Annotated in this window: 18 protein-coding genes and 1 pseudogene; 9 read left to right on the plus strand and 10 right to left on the minus strand. The window is 63.4% G+C overall.

Annotation, left to right across the window (positions count from 1 at the left end):
• The first annotated feature begins 54 nt into the window (after positions 1 to 54).
• The 4 genes and pseudogenes from AC56PL_RS06295 (at position 55) to AC56PL_RS06310 (ending at position 4,826) form a co-directional block, all read left to right on the plus strand.
• On the plus strand, positions 55 to 1,611 hold the full coding sequence (locus tag AC56PL_RS06295) for an aldehyde dehydrogenase family protein (protein WP_497153276.1): 1,557 nt from the start codon (positions 55 to 57) through the stop codon (positions 1,609 to 1,611).
• A gap of 58 nt (positions 1,612 to 1,669) precedes the next feature.
• Positions 1,670 to 2,518 carry a mycofactocin-coupled SDR family oxidoreductase gene (locus tag AC56PL_RS06300; protein ID WP_495515492.1) on the plus strand — a complete coding sequence of 283 codons (849 nt, stop codon included), beginning with the start codon at positions 1,670 to 1,672 and terminating at the stop codon, positions 2,516 to 2,518.
• A gap of 40 nt (positions 2,519 to 2,558) precedes the next feature.
• Positions 2,559 to 3,368 carry an NAD(P)-dependent oxidoreductase gene (locus AC56PL_RS06305; protein WP_497153277.1) on the plus strand — a complete coding sequence of 270 codons (810 nt, stop codon included), beginning with the start codon at positions 2,559 to 2,561 and terminating at the stop codon, positions 3,366 to 3,368.
• A gap of 10 nt (positions 3,369 to 3,378) precedes the next feature.
• Positions 3,379 to 4,826 (plus strand): annotated as a pseudogene (locus tag AC56PL_RS06310) (coniferyl aldehyde dehydrogenase).
• A 50-nt stretch (positions 4,827 to 4,876) separates the two neighbouring features.
• Here the strand turns inward: AC56PL_RS06310 and AC56PL_RS06315 are convergent.
• From AC56PL_RS06315 to AC56PL_RS06330, 4 genes are all read right to left on the minus strand, one after another.
• Positions 4,877 to 5,494, minus strand: a complete 618-nt coding sequence (locus AC56PL_RS06315) for an isochorismatase family protein (protein ID WP_495515495.1) — start codon at positions 5,492 to 5,494, stop codon at positions 4,877 to 4,879.
• Complete coding sequence (locus AC56PL_RS06320) at positions 5,491 to 6,507, minus strand: Rieske 2Fe-2S domain-containing protein (protein WP_495515496.1); 1,017 nt, start codon at positions 6,505 to 6,507, stop codon at positions 5,491 to 5,493. The genes AC56PL_RS06315 and AC56PL_RS06320 overlap by 4 nt, the downstream gene beginning before the upstream one ends.
• A 30-nt stretch (positions 6,508 to 6,537) precedes the next feature.
• A complete protein-coding gene (locus tag AC56PL_RS06325) occupies positions 6,538 to 8,040 on the minus strand; it encodes a carboxyl transferase domain-containing protein (protein WP_495515497.1) in 1,503 nt (500 codons plus the stop codon).
• 63 nt (positions 8,041 to 8,103) lie between these two features.
• Positions 8,104 to 9,405: an amidohydrolase family protein gene (locus AC56PL_RS06330; protein WP_497153278.1), complete on the minus strand. Its 1,302-nt coding sequence runs from the start codon at positions 9,403 to 9,405 to the stop codon at positions 8,104 to 8,106.
• A gap of 153 nt (positions 9,406 to 9,558) precedes the next feature.
• On the opposite strand from AC56PL_RS06330, the gene AC56PL_RS06335 reads away from it, so the two are divergent.
• A complete protein-coding gene (locus AC56PL_RS06335; protein ID WP_495515499.1) occupies positions 9,559 to 10,626 on the plus strand; it encodes an NAD(P)H-dependent amine dehydrogenase family protein in 1,068 nt (355 codons plus the stop codon).
• Positions 10,627 to 10,644: 18 nt separating this feature from the next.
• The gene (locus tag AC56PL_RS06340) at positions 10,645 to 11,880 is read left to right on the plus strand and encodes a cytochrome P450 (protein ID WP_495515500.1); all 1,236 of its coding nucleotides are present in this window, start codon (positions 10,645 to 10,647) and stop codon (positions 11,878 to 11,880) included.
• A 67-nt stretch (positions 11,881 to 11,947) separates the two neighbouring features.
• On the opposite strand, the gene AC56PL_RS06345 is transcribed toward AC56PL_RS06340, so the two are convergent.
• On the minus strand, positions 11,948 to 12,985 hold the full coding sequence (locus AC56PL_RS06345; RefSeq protein ID WP_495515501.1) for a zinc-binding dehydrogenase: 1,038 nt from the start codon (positions 12,983 to 12,985) through the stop codon (positions 11,948 to 11,950).
• Between the two features lie 250 nt (positions 12,986 to 13,235).
• Here AC56PL_RS06345 and AC56PL_RS06350 point away from each other — a divergent pair, with 250 nt between their 5' ends.
• On the plus strand, positions 13,236 to 13,613 hold the full coding sequence (locus tag AC56PL_RS06350; RefSeq protein WP_495515502.1) for a DUF4440 domain-containing protein: 378 nt from the start codon (positions 13,236 to 13,238) through the stop codon (positions 13,611 to 13,613).
• Between the two features lie 333 nt (positions 13,614 to 13,946).
• Positions 13,947 to 15,533 carry a Na+/H+ antiporter gene (locus AC56PL_RS06355; protein WP_495515503.1) on the plus strand — a complete coding sequence of 529 codons (1,587 nt, stop codon included), beginning with the start codon at positions 13,947 to 13,949 and terminating at the stop codon, positions 15,531 to 15,533.
• Between the two features lie 100 nt (positions 15,534 to 15,633).
• On the opposite strand, the gene glnA is transcribed toward AC56PL_RS06355, so the two are convergent.
• Complete coding sequence (gene glnA, locus AC56PL_RS06360; protein ID WP_495515504.1) at positions 15,634 to 17,067, minus strand: type I glutamate--ammonia ligase; 1,434 nt, start codon at positions 17,065 to 17,067, stop codon at positions 15,634 to 15,636.
• Positions 17,068 to 17,321: 254 nt separating this feature from the next.
• Between glnA and AC56PL_RS06365 the strand changes: the two genes are divergently transcribed.
• Complete coding sequence (locus AC56PL_RS06365; RefSeq protein ID WP_495515505.1) at positions 17,322 to 17,789, plus strand: RDD family protein; 468 nt, start codon at positions 17,322 to 17,324, stop codon at positions 17,787 to 17,789.
• A gap of 69 nt (positions 17,790 to 17,858) precedes the next feature.
• Here AC56PL_RS06365 and AC56PL_RS06370 read toward each other — a convergent pair whose 3' ends face one another.
• The 4 genes from AC56PL_RS06370 to AC56PL_RS06385 all read right to left on the minus strand — a co-directional run bounded on the left by AC56PL_RS06370 (position 17,859) and on the right by AC56PL_RS06385 (position 21,397).
• A complete protein-coding gene (locus AC56PL_RS06370) occupies positions 17,859 to 18,599 on the minus strand; it encodes a DUF4191 family protein (protein ID WP_495515506.1) in 741 nt (246 codons plus the stop codon).
• A gap of 100 nt (positions 18,600 to 18,699) precedes the next feature.
• Positions 18,700 to 19,752, minus strand: coding sequence for a lipoyl synthase (lipA, locus tag AC56PL_RS06375; RefSeq protein ID WP_495515507.1), 1,053 nt, complete (start codon positions 19,750 to 19,752; stop codon positions 18,700 to 18,702).
• The gene (gene lipB, locus AC56PL_RS06380; protein WP_497153279.1) at positions 19,749 to 20,498 is read right to left on the minus strand and encodes a lipoyl(octanoyl) transferase LipB; all 750 of its coding nucleotides are present in this window, start codon (positions 20,496 to 20,498) and stop codon (positions 19,749 to 19,751) included. Before lipB ends, lipA begins: the two co-directional genes overlap by 4 nt.
• Positions 20,498 to 21,397: a TIGR01777 family oxidoreductase gene (locus AC56PL_RS06385; RefSeq protein ID WP_497153280.1), complete on the minus strand. Its 900-nt coding sequence runs from the start codon at positions 21,395 to 21,397 to the stop codon at positions 20,498 to 20,500. Before AC56PL_RS06385 ends, lipB begins: the two co-directional genes overlap by 1 nt.
• Positions 21,398 to 21,402 lie beyond the last annotated feature (5 nt).

The raw sequence follows: 21,402 nt of genomic DNA on the forward strand, positions 1-21,402 counted from the left end.
GCTCACGCGGGTCCGCGTCGGTACCACTGCAGTTCTCGATGACCAGGAGACGACTTGAGCAACGTCAGCATCGAAGGGCCTGGTATCGAAGGTGCCGAAACCAGTGTGGAACTCGGGCAACGCGTCGGTCGCCGAGCAGAGACGCGGATGCTCATCGACGGCGCGTTGGTCAGTGCGGCCGATGGCGCCGAATACGACAATCTGAGCCCGGCGACGGGACGGGTACTCGGAGTGGCCGCCGCCGCGGGTACGGCGGATATGGTGCGGGCCATCGGCGCCGCCCGGCGGGCATTCGACGAGACGGACTGGTCGACCGATCGCGCGATGCGGCGACACTGCATGGAGCAACTGCAGGCGGCCATCGAGGCCGAGCAGGAGGACCTGCGTGAGGAATTGATCGCCGAGGTCGGCTGTCCGGCGGCGACAACACAAGATGCGCAACTGGATTGGCCGCTGGCGCAGTCACTGCGTTATCCGGCAGACCTGATCGAGGGGTTCGAGTGGGAACGTGTCCTGGACGGCGGGGGACTGTTCGGCGAGCGCAATGTACGCACCGTGGTGAAAGAAGCGGTGGGTGTGGTGGCGGCGATCTGTCCGTCGAACTACCCGATCGAAGTGATCCTCAACAAGCTGGGTCCGGCACTGGCGGCCGGCAATACCGTTGTCCTCAAACCGGATCCGAACACCCCCTGGAATGCCACGCGGCTGGGCCGCCTGATCGCCGAACGCACCGACATCCCGGCGGGCGTGGTGAACGTCGTGACCACGCCCTTCAACGAGGTCGCGGAGCTGCTGGCGACCGATCCGCGTGTCGACATGGTCTCGTTCACCGGGTCGACCGACGTGGGCAAGCTGCTCATGCGCCAGGGTGCGAACACCATGAAACGCACGTTCCTCGAACTCGGTGGCAAGTCGGCGCTGATCGTGCTCGATGATGCCGACCCGAGCCGGATCATCTACGGCGCATTGGCTTCCACCGCTCACGCGGGTCAGGCCTGTGCGGCAACATCGCGGATACTCATTCACCGGTCGCTGTTCGATGAGGCCGTGGCCGGCGTGGCCGAGGGTTTCAACATGCTCCCCGTTGGTGATCCGGCCCGTGCGGACACCTTTGTCGGTCCGGTGATCAGCGACGCGCAGAAGTCGAGAATCCTTGCGCACCTGGACCGGGCGCACGCCGACGGCGCCGAGTTCGTGACGGGTGGTGGAACTCCGGACAACCTGCCCGAGCACCTGGCAGGCGGCAACTTCGTGCAGCCGACCGTGGTTGTCGGAGTGGATAACTCCGCTGCCATCGCCCGGGACGAGATCTTCGGTCCGGTGGCCGTGCTGATCCCGTTCGACGACGACAACGATGCGGTCCGGATTGCCAACGACAGCGCCTTCGGGCTCGCCGGTGCGGTCATGTCGGGTTCGACCGAGCGCGGGTTGAAGGTCGCCCGCCGCATCCGGACCGGATCGATCGGTGTCAACGGCGGGATGTTCTACGGCGCCGACGCTCCGTTCGGTGGATTCAAGAACAGCGGTGTCGGACGGCAATGCGGCATCGAAGGGTTTGCGCAGTATCTCGAGACGAAGACCGTCGCGCACCGGGCACCGAAAGCGCGCTGAGGCGTATTGCGTTCGGCGACGCACAGACCGAATCCACCACGAGCAAAGGGATCAGCACATGGGAAAACTGGACAACAAGGTGGCGGTGGTGTCGGGTGCCGCACGTGGCCAAGGGCGTTCGCACGCGGTGAATCTGGCGGCCGAGGGTGCCAGCATCATCGCACTGGACATCTGCGCCGACCTCGAGGGCAACACCTATCCGCTTGCCCGACCCGAAGACCTGGAGGAGACGGCTCGGCTGATCGAGAAGGAGAACGTCCGGGTGGTCACCGCGGTGGTCGATGTCCGTGAACGTGCCGCGGTGTGGAAGGCGGTGGCCGATGGTGTCGAAGAACTGGGACGGCTCGACATCGTGGTCGCGAATGCCGGCATCTGCGCGATGGGTGACGGGCAGACCATGCAGTCGTGGTCAGACACGATCGATACGGATCTGTCGGGTGTTTTCAATGTGATTCAGGCCAGCCTGCCGCATATTGCCGACGGGTCCTCCATCATCGCAACCGGTTCGCTGGCCGCGCAGCTCGGAAGTGCGACCAATCAGGGGCCGGGTGGTTCGGCGTACAGCCTGGCCAAGCAGATCGTGGCCCGGTACGTCAACGACCTGTCGATTCAGCTGGCCAACAGAATGATTCGCGTCAATGCGGTCCACCCCACCAACGTCAACACCGACATGCTGCACAACGAGGGCATGTACAAGGTGTTCCGCCCCGACCTGACGGCCCCGACCCGCGAAGACGCGGAGCTGGGCTTCCCTGCGATGCAGGCGATGCCGGTGCCGTATATCGAACCGCAGGACGTCTCGGACGCGGTGGTCTTCCTCGCCAGCGACGCGTCGAAGTACATCACCGGCACGCAGTTGCGGATCGATGCAGGCGGTTACATCAAAGCCAAGCCCTGGAAAGGGTGACGGGCAAGGGTGACGAGTAGGGATGAGGAGGGATGAGGCAATGCCAGAAGTGATCGGATTCATCGGGGCGGGGCAGATGGGTGAGCCCATGGTCACCCGTCTGCTCGCCGCAGGCCACGATGTGTTGCTCTACGCGCGCAAGGAGGAGGTGCGGACCCGACTGGCGGATCAGGGCGCACGGCTTGCGGATTCGGTCGCCGAGGTCGCCGCCGGTAGCGACATCCTGATCCTGTGCGTCTTCTCTGACCCTCAGCTTCTGGAACTCGGCAGGGGAGAGGGCGGGTACATGGCCAACGCCAGATCGGGCTCCGTTGTGGTCTCCCACACCACCGGACTCCTGAGCACCCTGACCACACTGAAGACCGAGTACCCCGACGGCCCGGAGCTGATCGACGCACCGGTGAGCGGATCTGCCGACGACATCCACGCCGGCAGGCTGACCGTCTTGTTGGCAGGCCCGGAGTCGGTGCGTGAACGGGTTCGGCCGGTCCTGGTTGCATACGCCGACCCGATCATCGACACCGGTGACGTCGGAAGTGCGTTGGCGCTCAAGCTGATCAACAATGTGCTGTTCGCTGCCAACGCTCAACTGGTCGCCTCGGCGATCCAACTCGGAGAGAAGCTGGGCGTCGAGGAAACGCAATTGCTCGAGGCCTTGGCTGTGTGTAGCGGTGCAAGCAAGGCAGCGCAGTCGCTACAGCTCATCGGTGGACTCCAGGGCTTCACGGACCTGGCCGGTCCATACATCGCCAAAGACGTGGCGGCCTGCATCGCCTCGGCCGAGGAATCGAGCGTTGATCTCGGCTTGCTGCGGTCGGTGGTCGAGACCGGTCCGATGAACATCACGTGATGGCTCAGCAATGAGCACCGAGATCGCGGAGGCTCTGGACAAGCAACGAGCATCGTTCCTGCAGGATGGTCCACCGGATGCCGCGCTGCGGCGCAACCGCATTGATCGTCTGATGGCAATGGTCCTCGAGCACTCCGACGAGTTCGTCGAGGCCATGGTTCGTGATTTCGGTACCCGGTCGAGAACCGCAACACTGATGACGGAGATCTTCGGGATGATCTCCGTCATCGAACACACGCGGTCCCACATCCCACGGTGGATGCGGACCACCCCGGTGATGCGCGCGGGTCGGTTGGCCGGGATCACCGCGCAGGTGCAGCCGACGCCGCTGGGCGTGGTCGGCATCGTCGGACCGTGGAACTTTCCGCTGAATCTGGTGATACTCCCCGCGGCAACCGCGTTCGCCGCCGGCAACCGGGTGATGATCAAGATGTCCGAGATCACCTCACACACCGCGGAGCTGACGGCACAGCTGGCGTCGCGCCACTTCGACGACACGGAGTTGGTGGTCGTCACCGGTGGATCCGACATTGCCGCCGAATTCGTCTCCCTGCCTTTTGACCATCTCTCTTCACCGGTTCACCGGCGGTCGGCAAACTCGTTGCGCGCACCGCCGCCGAGAACCTGGTCCCGGTGACCCTGGAGCTCGGTGGAAAGAACCCGGTGGTGGTCGCTCCGGATGCCGACATCGTGCGGTCGGCGCAGCGGATCGCCAAGGGCCGCATGGTCAATGGCGGTCAGGTCTGTGTCTGCCCGGACTATGTGCTGGTACCCGAAGAGTCTGCCGTGGCGTTTGTCGACGCGGTCCGGGCATCGTTCTCGGCGATGTTTCCGACGATCATCGACAACGACGACTATTCATCGTCGGTGAACCAGGCGAACTTCGAGCGGGTACTCGGTCTGCTCGCTGATGCGCGATCGCGGGGTGCTCAGGTGGAATCTGTTGCGCCGGCCGGAGAGGTTCTGCCGGACAAGGAGACCCGCAAGATCGCCCCGACGATCGTCCGCAACGTCACCGAGGACATGCGGATCGCGCACGACGAGATCTTCGGCCCGGTGTTGGTTGTCCGGACCTATCGGGGTCTGCCGGACGCCATCGACCAGGTCAATCGGCGACCGTCACCGCTGGTGGCCTACTGGTTCGGCCCCGACGACAACAACTTTCGGACGTTCGTGCGGCATACGCGCAGTGGGGGAGTTGCCCGCAACGACTTCGCCATCCACATGATGCCATCGGCTGCGCCCTTCGGTGGTGTGGGCAACAGCGGTATGGGCGCATATCACGGCAAAGCAGGCTTCGACGCGCTGAGTCACCACCGCACGGTTGTCGGGACCGATCTGCGCTTCTCGGTGACTACCGGGATCGCGACACCGCCTTTCAGCGGTCCGATGCGCAGGGGCGGCGACCTCGCCATCGCCATGGTTCGGTGGCGGACCCGCCGCAGGCTGAAGTCCTGACCGACCACGCGGTGTCGAGGCGGGGACGCAGACCGTGAGGCGGGGCCGGGCTATTGCTTCCATGCCTCGATCAGTTTGTCGGTGGTAGTGATGGTCGACAGCAGTGACAGGGTGTTGTCGATGACGGCGTTGCCGTACTCGGTGGGGATACCGGCCACCGCATCCCTCGGAACGACGACGCGGTAGCCGGCGTTGACCGCGTCCATCACCAGGTTCGGGATCGCCACATTCAGCGAGACCCCCACTGCCACGATGGTGCTCACGCCGAGGTTGCGCAGGATGGGGTCCAGATCGGTGCCGCCCATCGGCCCGAGTCCGTGCCACCGGCGCAAGACGAGGTCTGACTGGTCCGGTCCGAACTCGGGGAGCAATTCGGCACCCGGCGTTCCCGGGGTGATACCGACCTCGGTGCGTCCGAGGGCGAACAGCTTGGCATTGTGGTTGGAGCCCAATCCATCCGGGCGTCGCTGCACCAGGGCGTGCACCACCTGAACACCTGCCGAACGCGCTGCAGGCAGGAGCCGGACGATGTTGGGAAGTGCCACCCGACGGGCCTCATCGGCAAGCAGCCGCAGGCCTGCGTCGGGCCCGACCACAGCTCCCTGCAATTCCTGGGTGATGACCGCGGTGCGGCCGGGCGCGATCAGCTCGGCGAGATCGACCTTCACGACGAGGTACCGACTGCTTCGGAGGGTGGGACGTCGTAGAACTGTGTTGCCCACTTCCGCATCGCCCGGAACGGCGGGGCATCAACCCGGGACAGCGGTGGATGTTCGACATACTCCTGGTGGCGCCAGATGCTCAGGTCCTCGAATACCGTGACGAGGAACTGTTTTTCGACCTTTTCCCGGACGTCATCGGGTGGGATATCGGATTCATCGCCGGGGTTGCGCGGCCACCAGATCGAATAGAACAGGTCGGAGTAGCCGTCCTCGACCGGTGTGCAGGCGAAGATCAGACGATAGTTGGTGGCGCCCTCGAAAGCGCTGATGGCAAAGCCCAATCCGGAGAAATGACTGTGGATGAACAGCGCCATCTTGTCCGGGTCGCCGCTGCGCGCATCGGGCCAGCCGGTGAGAAATCTCCATTCGTTGTCGACCACTTCCCAGTTCAATCCGACCGGGGTGACGGTGGCATTGTGGACGTACCTGAAGTGGGCGCTGTCAGGGCCGTTTTCGGCAACGATCTGCGGGTGGACCGGTTCGTGCTCGGACTTGCGGGAAAATTCCGGATACGGGCGGTAGTACGCGTCGCGATCAGTGGGGAACTGCGGAAACTTCCCGAACAGATCCGGCAGCTCCCACCTCGGTGGCTCACCGAGGGGGTGATGCCACACGAAGACCAGGCCGTACTGCTCCTGAACCGGGAAGGTGCGCAGTGTCAACATCTTGTTGGGCCGATCGGGCTCGTCGGGCCGGAACTTGTTGACACCGTCCGGGCCCCACTGCCAGCCGTGGAACGGGCATTCAACGCAGTCGCCCACCACCTTTCCGCCGTGCCCGAGGTGCGCACCGAGATGCCGACACCGCGCCGAACTCACGTGCATGTCGCCGGACTCGCCCCGATAGGCCACGAGGTCTTCGCCGAAGTACTTCAGCGGCCTGGTCTGTCCGACCGGATACTCCTGCGACCAACCGATCACGAACCAGCCGGTGACCTTCCAGGTGAACGGAACCTTCATAGGGGACCTCTCGTGCGATCTGTTCGGCGGTCAGGGCGTGATAGTTGTACGGGTGACGGGCTGGGCGGATGCTTGTCGGCCGCGCAGTGCACGTTCTAATGAGGTGAGCAGTGCGTTGCGCGTCTCGGTGGGATCGATGAGCTCGTCGAAACCCAGGTGTCCGGCCGATCGGTAGGACGCCTCGAGCTCCATTTCACGAAGCACCGTGCTCATGTCCTCCTTCGCGTTGGACGCCCGGCTCAACGCGGCAGCGCTCATCGCGCCCATGGTTGCCCCGGGGAATGCGAAAGTGGCTGCCTGGCTGTCGAACCCGATCAGGGACATGACCATCGAGCCGAATCCGTAGGCTTTACGAAGGGTGACATGCAACTTGATGGTGCCGGCACCGGTTTGAGCCGCGAACATCCGCGCACCACTTCGAAGGACACCGCTCCGCTCGGACTCGCTGCCGGGGAGCATCCCGGGGTTGTCGGCAAGGAAGATCAGCGGGAGATGGAACGAATCGGCCACGTTGATGAAATGGGCGGCCTTGTCGGCGGCAGCGGAGTTGATGGAACCGGCCATCGCCTGCGGCTGGTTGGCCACGACCGCAACCGGATGACCGCCCAGATGCGCGAGCGCACAGATGATCGCCGGACCGAACGTGGGCTGAACCTCGAAGTAGTCGGGACGGTCGAAGACGACATCGAGGACGTCGTGCATGTCGTAGACGCGGCGACTGTCACGAGCGATGATGTCGAGAAGCTCTGCGGTGGGGCGTTGTTCGTTGTCATCGTCGTCGCCTGCCGACAGCGACGGCGGATATGACCAGGCGCTCGACGGGAAGTAGCTCAGATACCGCCGTAGGTCGTCGAGGGCGGCTTCATCGTCGTCTGCGAGGTTGTGGATGACACCACTGGCAATCGCGGTCGCAGGTCCGCCGAGGTCTTCCTTCGAGATGGTTTCTCCGGTCGACTCTTTGACCACGGGAGGTCCGGCGGTGAAGATCGCGCCCTGCTCGGACATGATGGTGAAATCGGAGATGGGGGCGACAAGGGCGCCGTGCCCGGCCGACGAACCGAGTACCGCGGTCACCAGCGGGACCTGGCCAGAACACTGTGCCTGCGCCAGCAGGTCGGTGGGCGTGCGCCCGTACGCGTGGGCGGTGGCGCGGAATCCGGCTCCTTCGAGCATCATGACCAGTGGGATCTTGTTGCGCACAGCAAGTTCGGCGATGCGGTATCGCTTGGAGTTGCTGCCCGGAGCTATGGTGCCCGCCATGGTGGTGAAGTCTTCGGCACCGATCATCACCGGGTTTCCATTGACCAGGCCCGAGCCGACAACGATGCCGTCGGAGGCGATCTCGCCACCGACGAGAGTGCCGAACTCTTGGAAGCTGCCCGGATCGAGGAATCGTGCAATCCGTTGCCGGGCATCGAGTTTGCCCTTCGCGTGATGCTTGGCAACCTTGTCCGGTCCGCCCATCGCGTGCGCGTGCTGACGGCGGCGCTCTAGATCCTCAAGCGTTTCCTTCCAGCCCTGTGCGTTTGTCATGTGCCTCGTTCCTCTTCGAAAGTGCTGGTGGCGGGTCGAAAGTGGTGGCGGCGGGTGGGGCGCCTACTTGGTGGCGGAGTGCCTGGTGGCCGCCTTGATCTGGGTCTGGAAGTTCGCGAGCTTCTGGGCTGCGTCGATGGTGTGGTGGCTACGGGCCTGAATGCTGATGTCGTGACCGGACGCCGCCGCGCGCAGTGCGCCCACGGTCGCTTTCTCGCGAGGTACATGTCCGAACGGGTCGAACGAATACCAGCGCATGGCGTTGAGATGGGTGATCTTGTCGATCTCGTCGTCGGGGACGTTTTCGGCGTCGAACACCTCGGACAGCTCCTCGGGTGCATTGGGCCACACCGAATCACTGTGGGGGTAGTCCATCTCCCAGCTGATGTTGTCGATGCCGATCTCGTGACGGAGTTTCACCCCGAGTGGGTCGCTTATGAAACAGGTGAGGAAATGCTCGCGGAAGACCTCGCTCGGGAGTTTGCCCCCGAAGTCCTGCAAGGTCCACGTCGAGTGCATTTCGAAGGTGCGATCGACCCGTTCGAGAAAGTAGGGGATCCAGCCGGTTCCGCCCTCGGAGAGCGCAACTTTCAGAGCGGGGTAGTCCTTGATCGGCTTGGACCACAACAGGTCGGCCGCGGCCTGCACGATGTTCATCGGCTGCAAGGTGATCATCACATCGGGGGGTGAATCGACGGCCGGGATCGAGAGCCGGCCCGAGGAACCGATGTGGACCGACAGCACTGTTTCGGTGTCGACCAGGGCCTTCCAGAGCGGTTCCCAGTACGGGTCATGGAAGCTCGGATAGCCCAGCGCTGCCGGATTTTCGCTGAATGTCAGTGAGTGGACGCCTTTTTCGGAGACTCTGCGGACCTCCTTGGCGCATTGCTCGGCGTCCCAGATGACCGGCAATGCCATCGGGATGAATCGACCGGGGTGCGCTCCGCACCATTCGTCGATGTGCCAGTCGTTGTAGGCCTGCACGAGCGCGAGTGAGAAGTCCGGGTCGTCGGTGGCGAACAGGCGGGCGGCAAATCCCGGGAACGAGGGGAAGTTCATCTGGGCCAGCACACCACCGGCGTTCATGTCCTTGACGCGCTCGTCGACGTTGAAGCAGCCGGGGCGGATCTCGTCGAGGCCGTCGGGTTCGAGGCCGTACTCCTCTTTGGGGCGCCCGGCCACGGCGTTGAGTGCAACGTTCGGGATGACGATGTCGCGGAACTTCCACACGTCGGCGCCGCTGTCCTGGTGTACCAACTGGGGCGCCTCGTCGAGGTACTTCTTCGGCAGGTGATTTCTGAACATATCGGGCGGCTCGATGATGTGATCATCGACGCTGATCAGGATCATGTCATTTTTGTCCACGACTGTTCTCCGTTTCGAGGGCCATACAGTATGGCTTTCAATTTAGCGTGCATCGAGGTGCTTGGGAAGTCTCCGCAGGCCCGCGAAAATGGGATACTGTACGACTTACAGTTACATGGTGCAGCCCGGACCCGGTGAGGAGCATGTACGTGTATGGCCAGACTTCGAATCGTTCAGTGGGCCACGGGTTCTGTCGGCAGGCATGCCGCTGCCGCAGTGGTGGGACATCCCGACCTGGAGCTGGTCGGGGCATATGTATACAGCGACAGCAAGGCCGGCCGCGACATCGGTGAGATCTGCGGGATCGCCGAGACCGGTGTGCTCGCCACCAGCAGCGGCGAAGACATTCTCGCGCTCGACGCCGACTGTGTTCTCTATATGGCGCAGGGGGAGATGGATCCGATGGGCGCCGTCGACAACATCTGCCGTCTGCTCGCCTCCGGCAAGAACGTCGTCTCGACCGCGGTGACGGCCCTGATCTATCCCCGGAGTCTCGGTGCGGATGTGGTGGACCGGTTGGAGGCGGCGTGCGCACAGGGCGGAACATCGATACACGCCACCGGTATCGAGCCGGGCTGGGCGGCAGAAGTGTTGCCGTTGACCATGTCCGGGCTGTGTAGGCAGGTGGACTCGATCCTCGTCCAGGAACTACTCGATTACGGCGAGTACGACAGCCCTTCGATGCTGTTCGACATCATGGGTTTTGGAAAGCTGCCAGAAGAACAGGTGCCGATGGCCGACCCGGTGCTCGCCGGATCGTCATTCCGAGCTCCACTGATGTTGCTCGCCGACGGACTCGGCGCCACCATCGACGACTTCACCTTCGACCGGCAGGTGGCGGTCACCGACGAGCCGTTCGAGGTGAAGGCAGGCCCGGTTGCGACCGGAACCGTCTCTGCCCAGCGTTTCAGTTGTACCGCCATCATCGATGGCAGGCCGGCGTTGACCGTCGAACACATCACGCGGTTACGTGACGATCAGGTCCCGGACTGGCCCACCGGACGAGGCTGGAAGGTCACCGTGGCGGGCACGCCCTCTCTGGTTCTCGAAGCGCAGATCGCCACCGCCGGTGAGGACGAGAACGATGCGGCCTGCCTGGGCACCGCGATGCATGCCGTGCACGCGATCGAACCCCTCTGTGCGGCGGCACCGGGTATTCGCACATTCCTGGATCTGCCCATGATCGTCGGGCGGTACGTATTGTCCAGCTCAAAGAAGTGATCTGTAAGGGGATTTCGTATGACAGTTCCGAGTACCGATGATGCAGCGCGGGTGCTCGCTGATCCATCGGCATACACCGACGACGCCCGCCTGCACGACGCGCTGACGCACCTGCGGGCCACGGCGCCGGTCTCGCTGGTGGAGGAGCCGAACTACCGCCCCTTCTGGGCGATCACCAAACATGAAGACATCATGGCGATCTCGCGCAACAACGCCCTCTTCACCAACTTCCCGCGTCCGGTTCTGATCAAATCCGTGCAGGAGGAGATGGACATCGCGAGCCAGGTGAAGACGCTGATCCACATGGACGATCCCGAACACAAGGTGGTGCGGGCGATCGCGGGCGACTGGTTCCGTCCCAAGGCGATGCGGGCGATGAAAGCCCGGGTCGCCGAACTGGCCACGATCTATGTCGACAAGATGCGTGCAATGGACGGCGACTGTGACTTCGTCCAAGAGATCGCGGTGAATTATCCGCTGTACGTGATCATGTCGCTGCTCGGCGTACCCGAGGCCGACTTCCCGCTGATGCTCAAGCTCACGCAGGAGCTGCTCGGTGGTGACGAACCGGAGTATCACCGCGGTGACACCCAGGAAGATCGCACCATGGCACTGCTGGAGATGTTCGAGTACTTCAACGCCGTGACCGCTGCTCGGCGCGAACATCCCACCGATGATCTGGCGTCGACGATTGCGAACGCGACCATCGACGGTGCACCCCTGTCCGACATCGAGACGGTGTCCTACTACCTCATCATCGCCACCGCAGGCCACGACACCACCAGCGCAACCATCGCCGGTGGAATGCAGGCGCTGATCGAAAACCCGGATGAGCGAGCACGTTTGGTCGCCGATCCGGGTTTGATGGCGTCGGCGGCCGAAGAGATGATCCGGTGGACCACGCCGGTCAAGGCGTTCATGCGAACCGCAGCGCAGGACACCGAGGTGCGCGGAGTGCCGATCGCGCAGGGGGAGTCGCTGCTGTTGTCCTACGTGTCGGGCAACCGGGACGAAGACGTCTTCGACGACCCGTTCCGGTTCGACGTCGGGCGCAGCCCCAACAACCACGTCGCCTTCGGCTACGGCGTGCATTTCTGTCTCGGTGCCGCGCTGGCCCGGATGGAGGTCAGCAGCTTCTATTCCGAACTGCTGCCACGTTTGCGGTCGGTTGAGCTGACCGGCGAACCCGAACTCATCGCCACCACCTTCGTCGGTGGACTCAAACATCTGCCGATCAGAGCATCGGTGGTGTGAAGCGGCAGGATCAAGCTGCTGAGCAACCCCGCTGCCGCCCCACGCCGACGCGGCGCCGAACAGGTGGCTACGGTTGCACGAGTGTCTTGAGGGATTCGCGGGCGTTCATCGCCCGGTAGCCGTCGGCCGTGTTGTCCAGTCCGACGGTGAGGTCGAATACCTTCCCGGGGTTGATGCGGCCGTCGAGTACCTGCGGGATGGCGTGTTCGATATACGCACGCACGGGTGCCGGTCCACCGTTGAGGGTGACGTTCTTACCGAACAATGACCCGAAACCCACAGGGGCGGCCTCGTATTGGGGCACACCGACACGAGAGATGGCGCCGCCGGGTCGTACGATTCCGTAGGACTGTTCGTAGGCGGGCATGTGACCGACGGCTTCGAGGACCACGTGCGAGCCGAGTCCGCCGGTCAGGTCCATCACCTTCGCGATTCCTTCTTCACCACGCTCGGCGACCACATCGGTGGCGCCGAACTCTCGACCCAGATCGGTGCGAGCGGTGTGGCGGCCCATCAGGATGATCTGTTCGGCACCCAGTTGTTTGGCCGCGAGCACTGCCGAAAGTCCCACTGCGCCATCGCCGATGACGGTGACGATTTTGCCGGGGGTGACGTTGCCCATGTGGGCGGCGTGATAGCCGGTGAGGTAAACGTCCGACAAGGTCAGCAGAGAAGGCAGCAACTCGGAGGTCTCGTCCACGGGAACCGCCAGCAGGCTGCCGTTGGCCTGTTGCACGCGGACTGCTTCAGCCTGCGCGCCACCGATACCCGGTTGCCCATACCAACCACCGTTGACGCAGGAAGTCTGAAAACCTTCCTGGCAGAAGACACAGGTGTTGTCCTGGAACGCGAAGGTGCCGATGACGAAGTCGCCCTTCTTCACAGTGGTCACATCCGCGCCGATGTCTTCGACGACGCCGAGGAACTCGTGTCCCATCGGGGTCGGCGCCTGCGAACCCGCCATGCTGTTGTAGGGGTGCAGATCGGATCCACAGACGCAGGCACGGACAACTCGGACGATCGCGTCGCTCGGCAGCTGAATCGTCGGGTCGGGTACGTGTTCCACACGCACGTCGCCGGCGCCGTACATGAATGTTGCTCGCATCGATGATCTCCACTGTTCGTTGGGTCCGTCTACGGGTCGGTCGGGGCGACGTGGATGAACATCGCCGACAATGACCAGAGTTGTCGCATCGTCGGGCATCTGGGAGAGCCCGCCGATGCAGGTACTGCCGGTACCCCTCTCCACGGTGCAGATATGTGACCGCCCTGTGCGCAGACTCACTCTCCGAGTGGAAGTCGGCCGGGGCCGGCGGTTCGGATGTGCCACGGGATGGCGGCGATAGACTTGTGCGGTGAGTCCGAGCCGCGACAGCGAGATCGAGGTAGTCGCCGCGTACCGATCCATGTACCGCGGAATGGTCGAGCAGGACACCGACCTGCTCGGGGAGTTGTTGGGTGAGGAGTACACCCTCACTCACATGACCGGGGTTGTGCAATCGAAAAAGGAATGGCTGGAGCAGATCGATTCGGGCGAAATGCGGTACTTCTCGGCGCAGGAGCGCGGCATTTCGGTCGAACTGGCCGGTGACCGTGCGGAACTCGTTGGTAAGAATGTCGTCGACGCCAGAATCTGGGGAAGCCGGGGCACCTGGAACCTGCAGATGGTGATCTCATACGAGCGGCGGCAGAACAGGTGGATCGCCGTCAAGGCTGTCGCCAGTACATTCTGACTGCTGGTGGGCTCTGCCGTCCATGGACGCCACCACAGCTCGAAGTTCAAGTGCTACAAGCATTTTGGTTTCCACAGGTGTTGTCGGCGCGTGAGGTCACCATCTGTGCTCGGTGGTAGTGAGCGCCATGGACGGCGCGAGGTCCACGGCCAGGTCAGGAATCAACCCGATACCGGTAATCACAGTCCCTGCCGCGCCGGGCTGCGATCGGGTTGACTGGCGCCAGATCGACCTTGACCGCGGCGCACAGCATCGGACCAAGACTGACCGTCGTCAACCGCGGGAGGGGAGACCGGCAACATCGGCGACGGTGAATTGAAAGTGGGTGCTCAGATGGAATCGCTCGAGACGATCGTCTTGATCGGGGCACTCCTGGTTGTCGGTGCGGCAATCGCTCCGCGTCTGCGTATTCCGGTCCCGTTGGCCCTGCTTGTCTTGGGAGTCTTGGCGGGTTTCGTCCCGCAGGTACGCGAAATCCACCTGCCTTCCGAGGCGGTACTGGTTCTGTTCTTGCCCGCCTTGCTGTTCTGGGAGAGTCTGACCACGTCGTTGCGTGAGATTCGCAGAGATCTGCGGGGCATCCTGTTGCTGAGCACGCTGCTGGTGGTCGCGACCGCGTTCGGGGTTGCCGGTCTCGGGACGGCACTGGGAATGTCCTTTGGGGCCGCACTGATCTTGGGTGCCGCCCTTGCGCCGACAGACGCGACCGCAGTTGGGTCAATGGCACGGTCGCTGCCGCATCGGAACATGACATTGCTGCGCGCCGAGAGCTTGATCAATGACGGCACGGCACTGGTGATGTACACGATCGCAGTCGGGGTGGCGATCGGTGACACCGCGTACACGGGCTGGTCGATCAGTTGGCTGGTTGTCGTTGCCTACGGCGGTGGCGGCGTTCTGGGTCTCGCCATCGCGTGGCTGGGGACTCTGCTGTTGCGGCAACTGGACGAGCCGCTCGTCATCAACACGACGTTGCTGGTGATTCCCTTCCTCGCCTTCATGTTGGCGGAATTGGTGGATGCCTCGGGTGTCGTGGCCGTGGTGGTGGCCGGCCTCTTCATCACCCAGTCCGGCCCGTGGGTGAGCACCCCGTTGTCTCGACAGCAGACGTTCGGATTCTGGTCCCTGTCGACGTTCGTACTCAATGGCGCACTGTTCGCACTTATCGGGATCGAAGCGCAATCGGCCGCCCGGGCGGTGGAAACCTCTCAGATCGGGCCGCTGATCCTTCTGACGTTCGTGGCATGGGCATCGCTGCTGATCATCCGGTTCCTGTTCCAGATGGGAGCGGTGTACGTGATCCGCCTCGTCGATCGTCGTCCGGAACAGCGCGGTCGGCGGATGCCACATCGTGCGCGTGTTGTCAGCACGGTCGCCGGTTTTCGTGGCGCGGTGTCCCTCGCGGTCGCTCTCTCGGTCCCTGTCACGTTCACCAGTGGGGAGGCGTTTTCGGGTCGGGATCAGATCATCTTCGTAGCGGCCGGCGTGGTGCTGCTCAGTCTGGTCGTGCAGGGTCTGATGCTTCCCGTGGTGCTGCGGTGGGCAGATCTACCTGTCGACCATTCGGGTGAGGAGGAATTCGCAGCTGCGCAACGTGTGATGGCGCAGGAGGCTGTTGGCGTCGTGGAGAAGTTTGCGGACGACCTCGGTGTCAGCGAACCGGTGCGGTCGAAAGTCTTGGAGGATTACCGCGAACATCTGGCCGTGCTCGATGCGGATCCCGATCGCGCCGAGGAACAGGAACTTCTCAAGCGCAGCGATGAGGACGTGCAATTGCGTCTGGCGATACTCGGCCGGATGCGGGAGGTGGCGATTGCGCTTCGCGATCGCGGTGAGATCAGTGGCACCACGCTCCTGACGATTCAGGCTCGGCTCGATCGGGAGGTGCTACGGCTCACCCAACCAGAGATCCTGGAGTAGTCCGCCGGTCCGTGTATTGATCTGACAGACAAACCCGGCCCGGCGATCCGCATTGCTGCGGAAAACCGGGCCGGGTTTGTCAGATCAGACGATCAGAAGATCACACGTCGTAGTAGAGCTCGAACTCGTACGGGTGCGGACGGATCTGCACCGGCTCGATTTCTTGTTCGCGCTTGAAGCTGATCCAGGTCTCGATGAGGTCCTCGGTGAACACGCCACCTTCGGTGAGGTAATCGTGATCCTCTTCGAGACGATTGATGACTGCGCCGAGTGAGGTCGGGGCCTGCGGGATGCCCTTGGCCTCCTCCGGCGGGAGCTCGTAGAGATCCTTGTCGACGGGCTCGTGCGGCTCGATCTTGTTCTTGATGCCGTCGAGGCCGGCCATCATCATGGCGGCGAACGCGAGGTACGGGTTGCCCGAGCTGTCGGGGCAACGGAACTCGAGGCGCTTGGCCTTCGGGTTGTTGCCCGTGATCGGGATTCGCACACAAGCGCTGCGGTTGCGCTGGCTGTAGACCAGGTTGATCGGGGCCTCGTAGCCCGGGACCAGACGCTTGTAAGAGTTCACTGTGGGGTTGGTGAACGCCAGCAGAGACGGAGCGTGGTGCAGGATGCCGCCGATGTAGTGGCGGGCCATGTCGGAAAGTCCCGCGTAGCCGGCCTCATCGTGGAAGAGCGGCTTGCCGTCTTTCCACAGCGACTGGTGGGCGTGCATGCCCGAACCGTTGTCGCCGAACAGGGGCTTCGGCATGAAGGTGACGGTCTTGCCGTTCTTCCATGCGGTGTTCTTCACGATGTACTTGAACAGCTGAACATCGTCAGCGGCCTTCAGCAGTGTGTCGAACTTGTAGTTGATTTCGGTCTGGCCGCCGGTGCCGACCTCATGGTGCCCACGCTCGAGGATGAAACCGGCGTTGGTCAGGTTGGTCGAGATCTCATCACGCAGGTCGACGTAGTGGTCGTACGGTGCGACAGGGAAGTAGCCGCCTTTTTGGCGAACCTTGTAGCCGAGGTTCGGGGAGCCGTCCGGGTTCTGCTGCGAACCGGCGTTCCACCAACCCGACTCCGATTCCACGTTGTAGTGGGTGCCGTTGATCTCAGAGCTGAACGAGACCGAGTCGAAGATGTAGAACTCGGCCTCGGCGCCGAAGTAGCAGGTATCAGCGATACCGGTGCTGAGTAGGTAATCCTGCGCCTTGCGGGCGACGTTTCGCGGATCGCGGCTGTAGGACTCACGGGTGAACGGATCGTGCACGAAGAACGTCACATTCATCGTCTTTGCCTTGCGGAAAGGATCGATGCGTGCGGTGGTGGGGTCGGGCAGCAACATCATGTCCGACTCGTCGATCGACTGGAAGCCGCGAACCGACGAACCGTCGAATGCCAGGCCGTCCTCGAAGACGCTCTCGTCGAAGGCTGTTGCCGGGATCGAGAAATGCTGCATCGTTCCGGGGAGATCGCAGAAGCGGATGTCGACGTATTCGACACCTTCAGCCTTGATTCCCTCGAGCAGTTCTTCTTTTGTGTTGTACACCTGCGGGTGACTCCTTCACTCGTGCCCAATTGCTGCCAGCACCATATTCATGGATGTTGCAAGGGCTGGCGATTGTCCCTGTCCACTGTAGAGCGGCGGATCATCAACGCTGACCGTATTGACGTCAGGTTGCTAGCCAGATACTTCGGTGTTTCGCCCGTGTTACGCGCGCCTCTCCAGCACGAATCCGAGTGTGAGATGGGCCGCATATTGCTTGGTGAGACTGTTCTCCCAGCACATCTATGATTGTGGCCATGGGACGTATTACCGGATCGTGGCTTTCTGGCCCGCAGGCAGCACTCGGAGACAATGTCGAAGTAGGCGCCTACCGCGGCGAAAAGCTCGGTTTGGCCGAGTCCGGTCCGAACTCGCTGGCCTCCTCGTGGCATCGCTGCCTCGGGTTGTTGGCCGACTGGCTGATGTCCGGTGGCGTGACGTTGATCTTCGTCCGTGACCTGCAGTCGCCGATCCTGTCCAACGTGGTGTTGCTCGTCTGGTTTGTGGTCGGCGTCGGTTCGGTGACGGCGTTCGGGTTCACCCCTGGACAATTCCTCACCGGCATGCGGGTCGCGCGCGTCGACGGGGGCGGGCGCGTGGGCTTCGTTCGGGCATTCGTCCGGCAGATCCTGATCGTTTTCCTGGTCCCGCCGCTGATCAACGACCACGACGGCCGCGGCATGCACGACCGGGCGACGGGTACAGCGTTGATCCGCACTCGGTGAGCAGTTCATCACCAACAAAAAACCACCCGCGGAAGACGGGTGGTTTTTTGGTTACGGCGTGGAGACCGATCAGCGGCGGCGTGCGGTGCGCTGAATGCTGCGCATCTTGGCGCCTGCGGGCATCGGCCCCTTGGGCATGCCCGGGCCGGGCTGTTTGCCGCCGAGCGCGGCAAGCCGTGACTCCAGCGCATCGATACGCTTCTTGTCGATGTTCTTCGGAAGCTTGTTCAGGTGCTTTTCAAGGTTCTTGAGCGGTACCTGACCGTCTTCGTTGCCGACGGTGATGTCGTAGATCGGGGTGTCGCCGACGATGCGGGCGACCCGCTTCTTCTCCTGGGCCAGCAGCGGTTTGGTGCGACTCGGCGCCCCTTCGGCGACCAGGATCACACCGGGCTTGCCGATCACGCGATGGATCGCGTCGAGGTGAGCGGTACCGGTGACGGCCTGCTTGACCCGCCACTGGCCACGCATGTTGTCCAGTGCCCAGGCCGCGGCACCGGCCTGACCGTCCGCCTTGCGGAAGACCGTCTTCTGGACCCGGCGTCCGAAGATGATGAACGCGAGCAGCACACCGAGCAGGATGCCCATCGGGAGGACGAAGATCAGGCCACCGACGAAAATTCCGACGAGAACTGCGATCACCGTCGCGCCGACGATGGCGCCGATCATCAGTGGCAACAGCAGCTTGTCTTCTTTGCGCTGCATCTGGAACGCCTGCCACAGTTGTTTGCGGCGAGCTCGCGACGCTTCCCTACGGGCAGCCTTAGCGGCCGCCTTTGCTTCTTTTGTCGCCTTTGTTGCCTTCGCCATGCCCATCAGGATACTGGCCCGCGGTCGGCATCCGGTAAACCCGGTACCCCCGCAATCCGATGATCCGGAAATCTGGACGGTCGACGGCGTCGATCAGGCCTCAGCGGGCGAGGCGGGCCATCAACGAAGAGGCTTCCTGGCTGGCACTTCCACCGTCGGTCAGATGTGACATCGCCTCGGGAAGTTCCCGTCCGTGATGCTTCATCGCCTGCGCATACAAGCGGCCTGCCCGGTACGACGAGCGAACCAGCGGTCCGGCCATGACACCGGCGTAGCCGAGGTCCTCGGCGAACTTCGAATGCTCGACGAACTCCTCGGGCTTGACCCACCGGTCCACCGGATGGTGCCGCGGCGAGGGGCGCAGGTACTGGGTGATGGTGAGGATGTCGCAACCGGCCTCGTGCAGGTCGACCATCGCCTCGGTGACCTCTTCGGGGGTTTCGCCCATCCCGAGGATCAGGTTCGACTTGGTCACCAGGCCGGCATCGCGGGCGGCGGTGATGACGTCGAGGCTGCGCTGGTACCGGAACGCCGGACGGATCCGCTTGAAGATCCGCGGAACGGTTTCGACGTTGTGCGCCAACACTTCTGGGCGGGATGCGAAAACCTCGGCCAGCTGGTCGGGATCGGCGTTGAAGTCGGGGATGAGCAGCTCGACACCCGTGGTCGGGTTGAGTTGCTTGATGTACCGCACCGTTTCGGCGTAGAGCCAGGCGCCGCCGTCGGGGAGGTCGTCGCGCGCCACACCGGTCACGGTCGAGTAGCGCAGACCCATGGTGGCGACACTCTCGGCGACCCGTCGCGGTTCGTCGCGGTCGAGGTCGTCGGGCTTGCCGGTGTCGATCTGGCAGAAGTCGCAGCGGCGGGTGCACTGCTCGCCACCGATCAGGAAGGTGGCCTCGCGGTCTTCCCAGCATTCGTAGATGTTGGGGCAACCGGCCTCTTCGCAGACCGTGTGCAGGCCCTCGCTCTTCACCAGGGCCTTGAGTTCGGTGAACTCGGGGCCCATCGTCGCGCGGGTCTTGATCCACGACGGCTTGCGCTCGATCGGTGTCTCGGAGTTGCGGGCCTCGAGGCGCAGAAGTTTGCGTCCGTTCGGGCCAACTGATGCCGAAGCGCTCGATTTGGCTGGTTTGTCGTGCGAAACAGTCACTGGAGAGATCCTACGTGGGTTCGATTGTCACGCTCGGTGACGCTGGTTGATGCATTGTGTGAGCTGACCGGCAACGTCCCGTCGAGGGCGTCGGCAATGGCCGCGGCGAGCAGGGGACGAACCTCGTCCACCGTGATCGTGCGACCGAGTTCGTCGGTGAGTGAACCGGCTCCGGCGTCAGGGATACCGCAGGGGATGATCGAGCCGAAAGCGCGCAGGTCGGGGTCGCAGTTCACGGCGATGCCGTGCAATGCCACCGCCCGTGCCACCCGGATGCCGATTGCGCCGATCTTGCGATCGGGGCGAGAGACGTCGCCGTGGTGACCGGGATCGTCGACGGCCCAGACACCAGAGCGACCGTCGACCCGAAATGTCGGCAGGCCCAAGATCTGGCAGACATGGATCATCGCTTCTTCCAGCCGCCGGACGTAATCGACGACGTCGACCGGACTGGCCAAGGCGACAATCGGGTAGGCGACCAGTTGACCGGGTCCGTGCCAGGTGATCTTCCCGCCGCGGTCGACGTCGATCACCGGAGAGCCATCGGTGGGACGGTCGGCATCCTCGGTACGCCTGCCCGCGGTGTAGACCGACGGATGTTCGAGCAGCAGCAGGACGTCGTGGTCGAGGACACCGTCGGCCCGTTCATTCGCGAGCCGATGTTGCAGGTCGAAGGTTTCCTGGTAGTCGACCCGCCCCAGCCAGCGGACCTCGAGAGGTGCCGCGGATAGACGAGCGCTGGGCATCAGGCGCCCTTGCCGACCGCGTACGCAAGCGCGGAATCGATGGTGGGATGGTGGTATTCGAAGCCGTGTTCGGTCAGCACCTTCGGTACAACGTTCTGACCATGCAACAACATTTCCTCGGCCATCTCACCTGCAGTTTTCGACAACGCGAACGCCGGTACCGCGAACGGTGTGGGTCGTCGCATCGCTCGTCCCAACGCCTTGGTGAACTCGGCATTGGTGACCGACAGGGGGCCGCACATGTTGACCGGACCGGCTATCGGCCGGGTCAATACGAACTCCAGTACCCGCACGGCGTCGACGAGGCTGATCCACGGCAGGTACTGCTCACCGTTGCCCAACCGGCCGCCGAGTCCGAACCCGAACAACCGTCGCAGTTTGCCGAGCATGCCGCCGGACGGAGACATCACCGGCGCAGTGCGGATCAGTGCCACCCTGGTCGGCGATCCGGACGACTGCGCGAGGATAGCCGCGGCTTCCCAGTCGGTGGTCAGCTCCGCCAGGAACCCGGTACCGGCCGGATCGTCCTCGGTGACCGCCCGCGGACCGGTGTCACCGTAGTAACCGGTTGCGCTGGAACTCACGAAAACGGGTACACCGGCAATCCGGACTGCTTCGGCGAGCACCTGTGTCGGGATGATCCGGCTGTCCCGGAGCTGCTGCTTGACGTGTCCGGACCATCGGTGCTCGGCGATACCGCGCCCGCAGAGGTTCACCACCGCGTCGACGCCCGCCAACGAGGCTGGATCGATGCCGAACGAATCAGGCTCCCAATGGATTTGATCCGGGGCAGTGGTGGGACGGCGAACCAGGCGGACGACCTGATGGCCGGCCCCGGTGAGACTGTCCACCAGGGCCGAGCCGATCAGGCCAGAAGATCCCGCTATGGCGATCCGCATGGACT

The sequence above is a fragment of the Williamsia sp. Y721 genome (genome assembly GCF_059683565.1).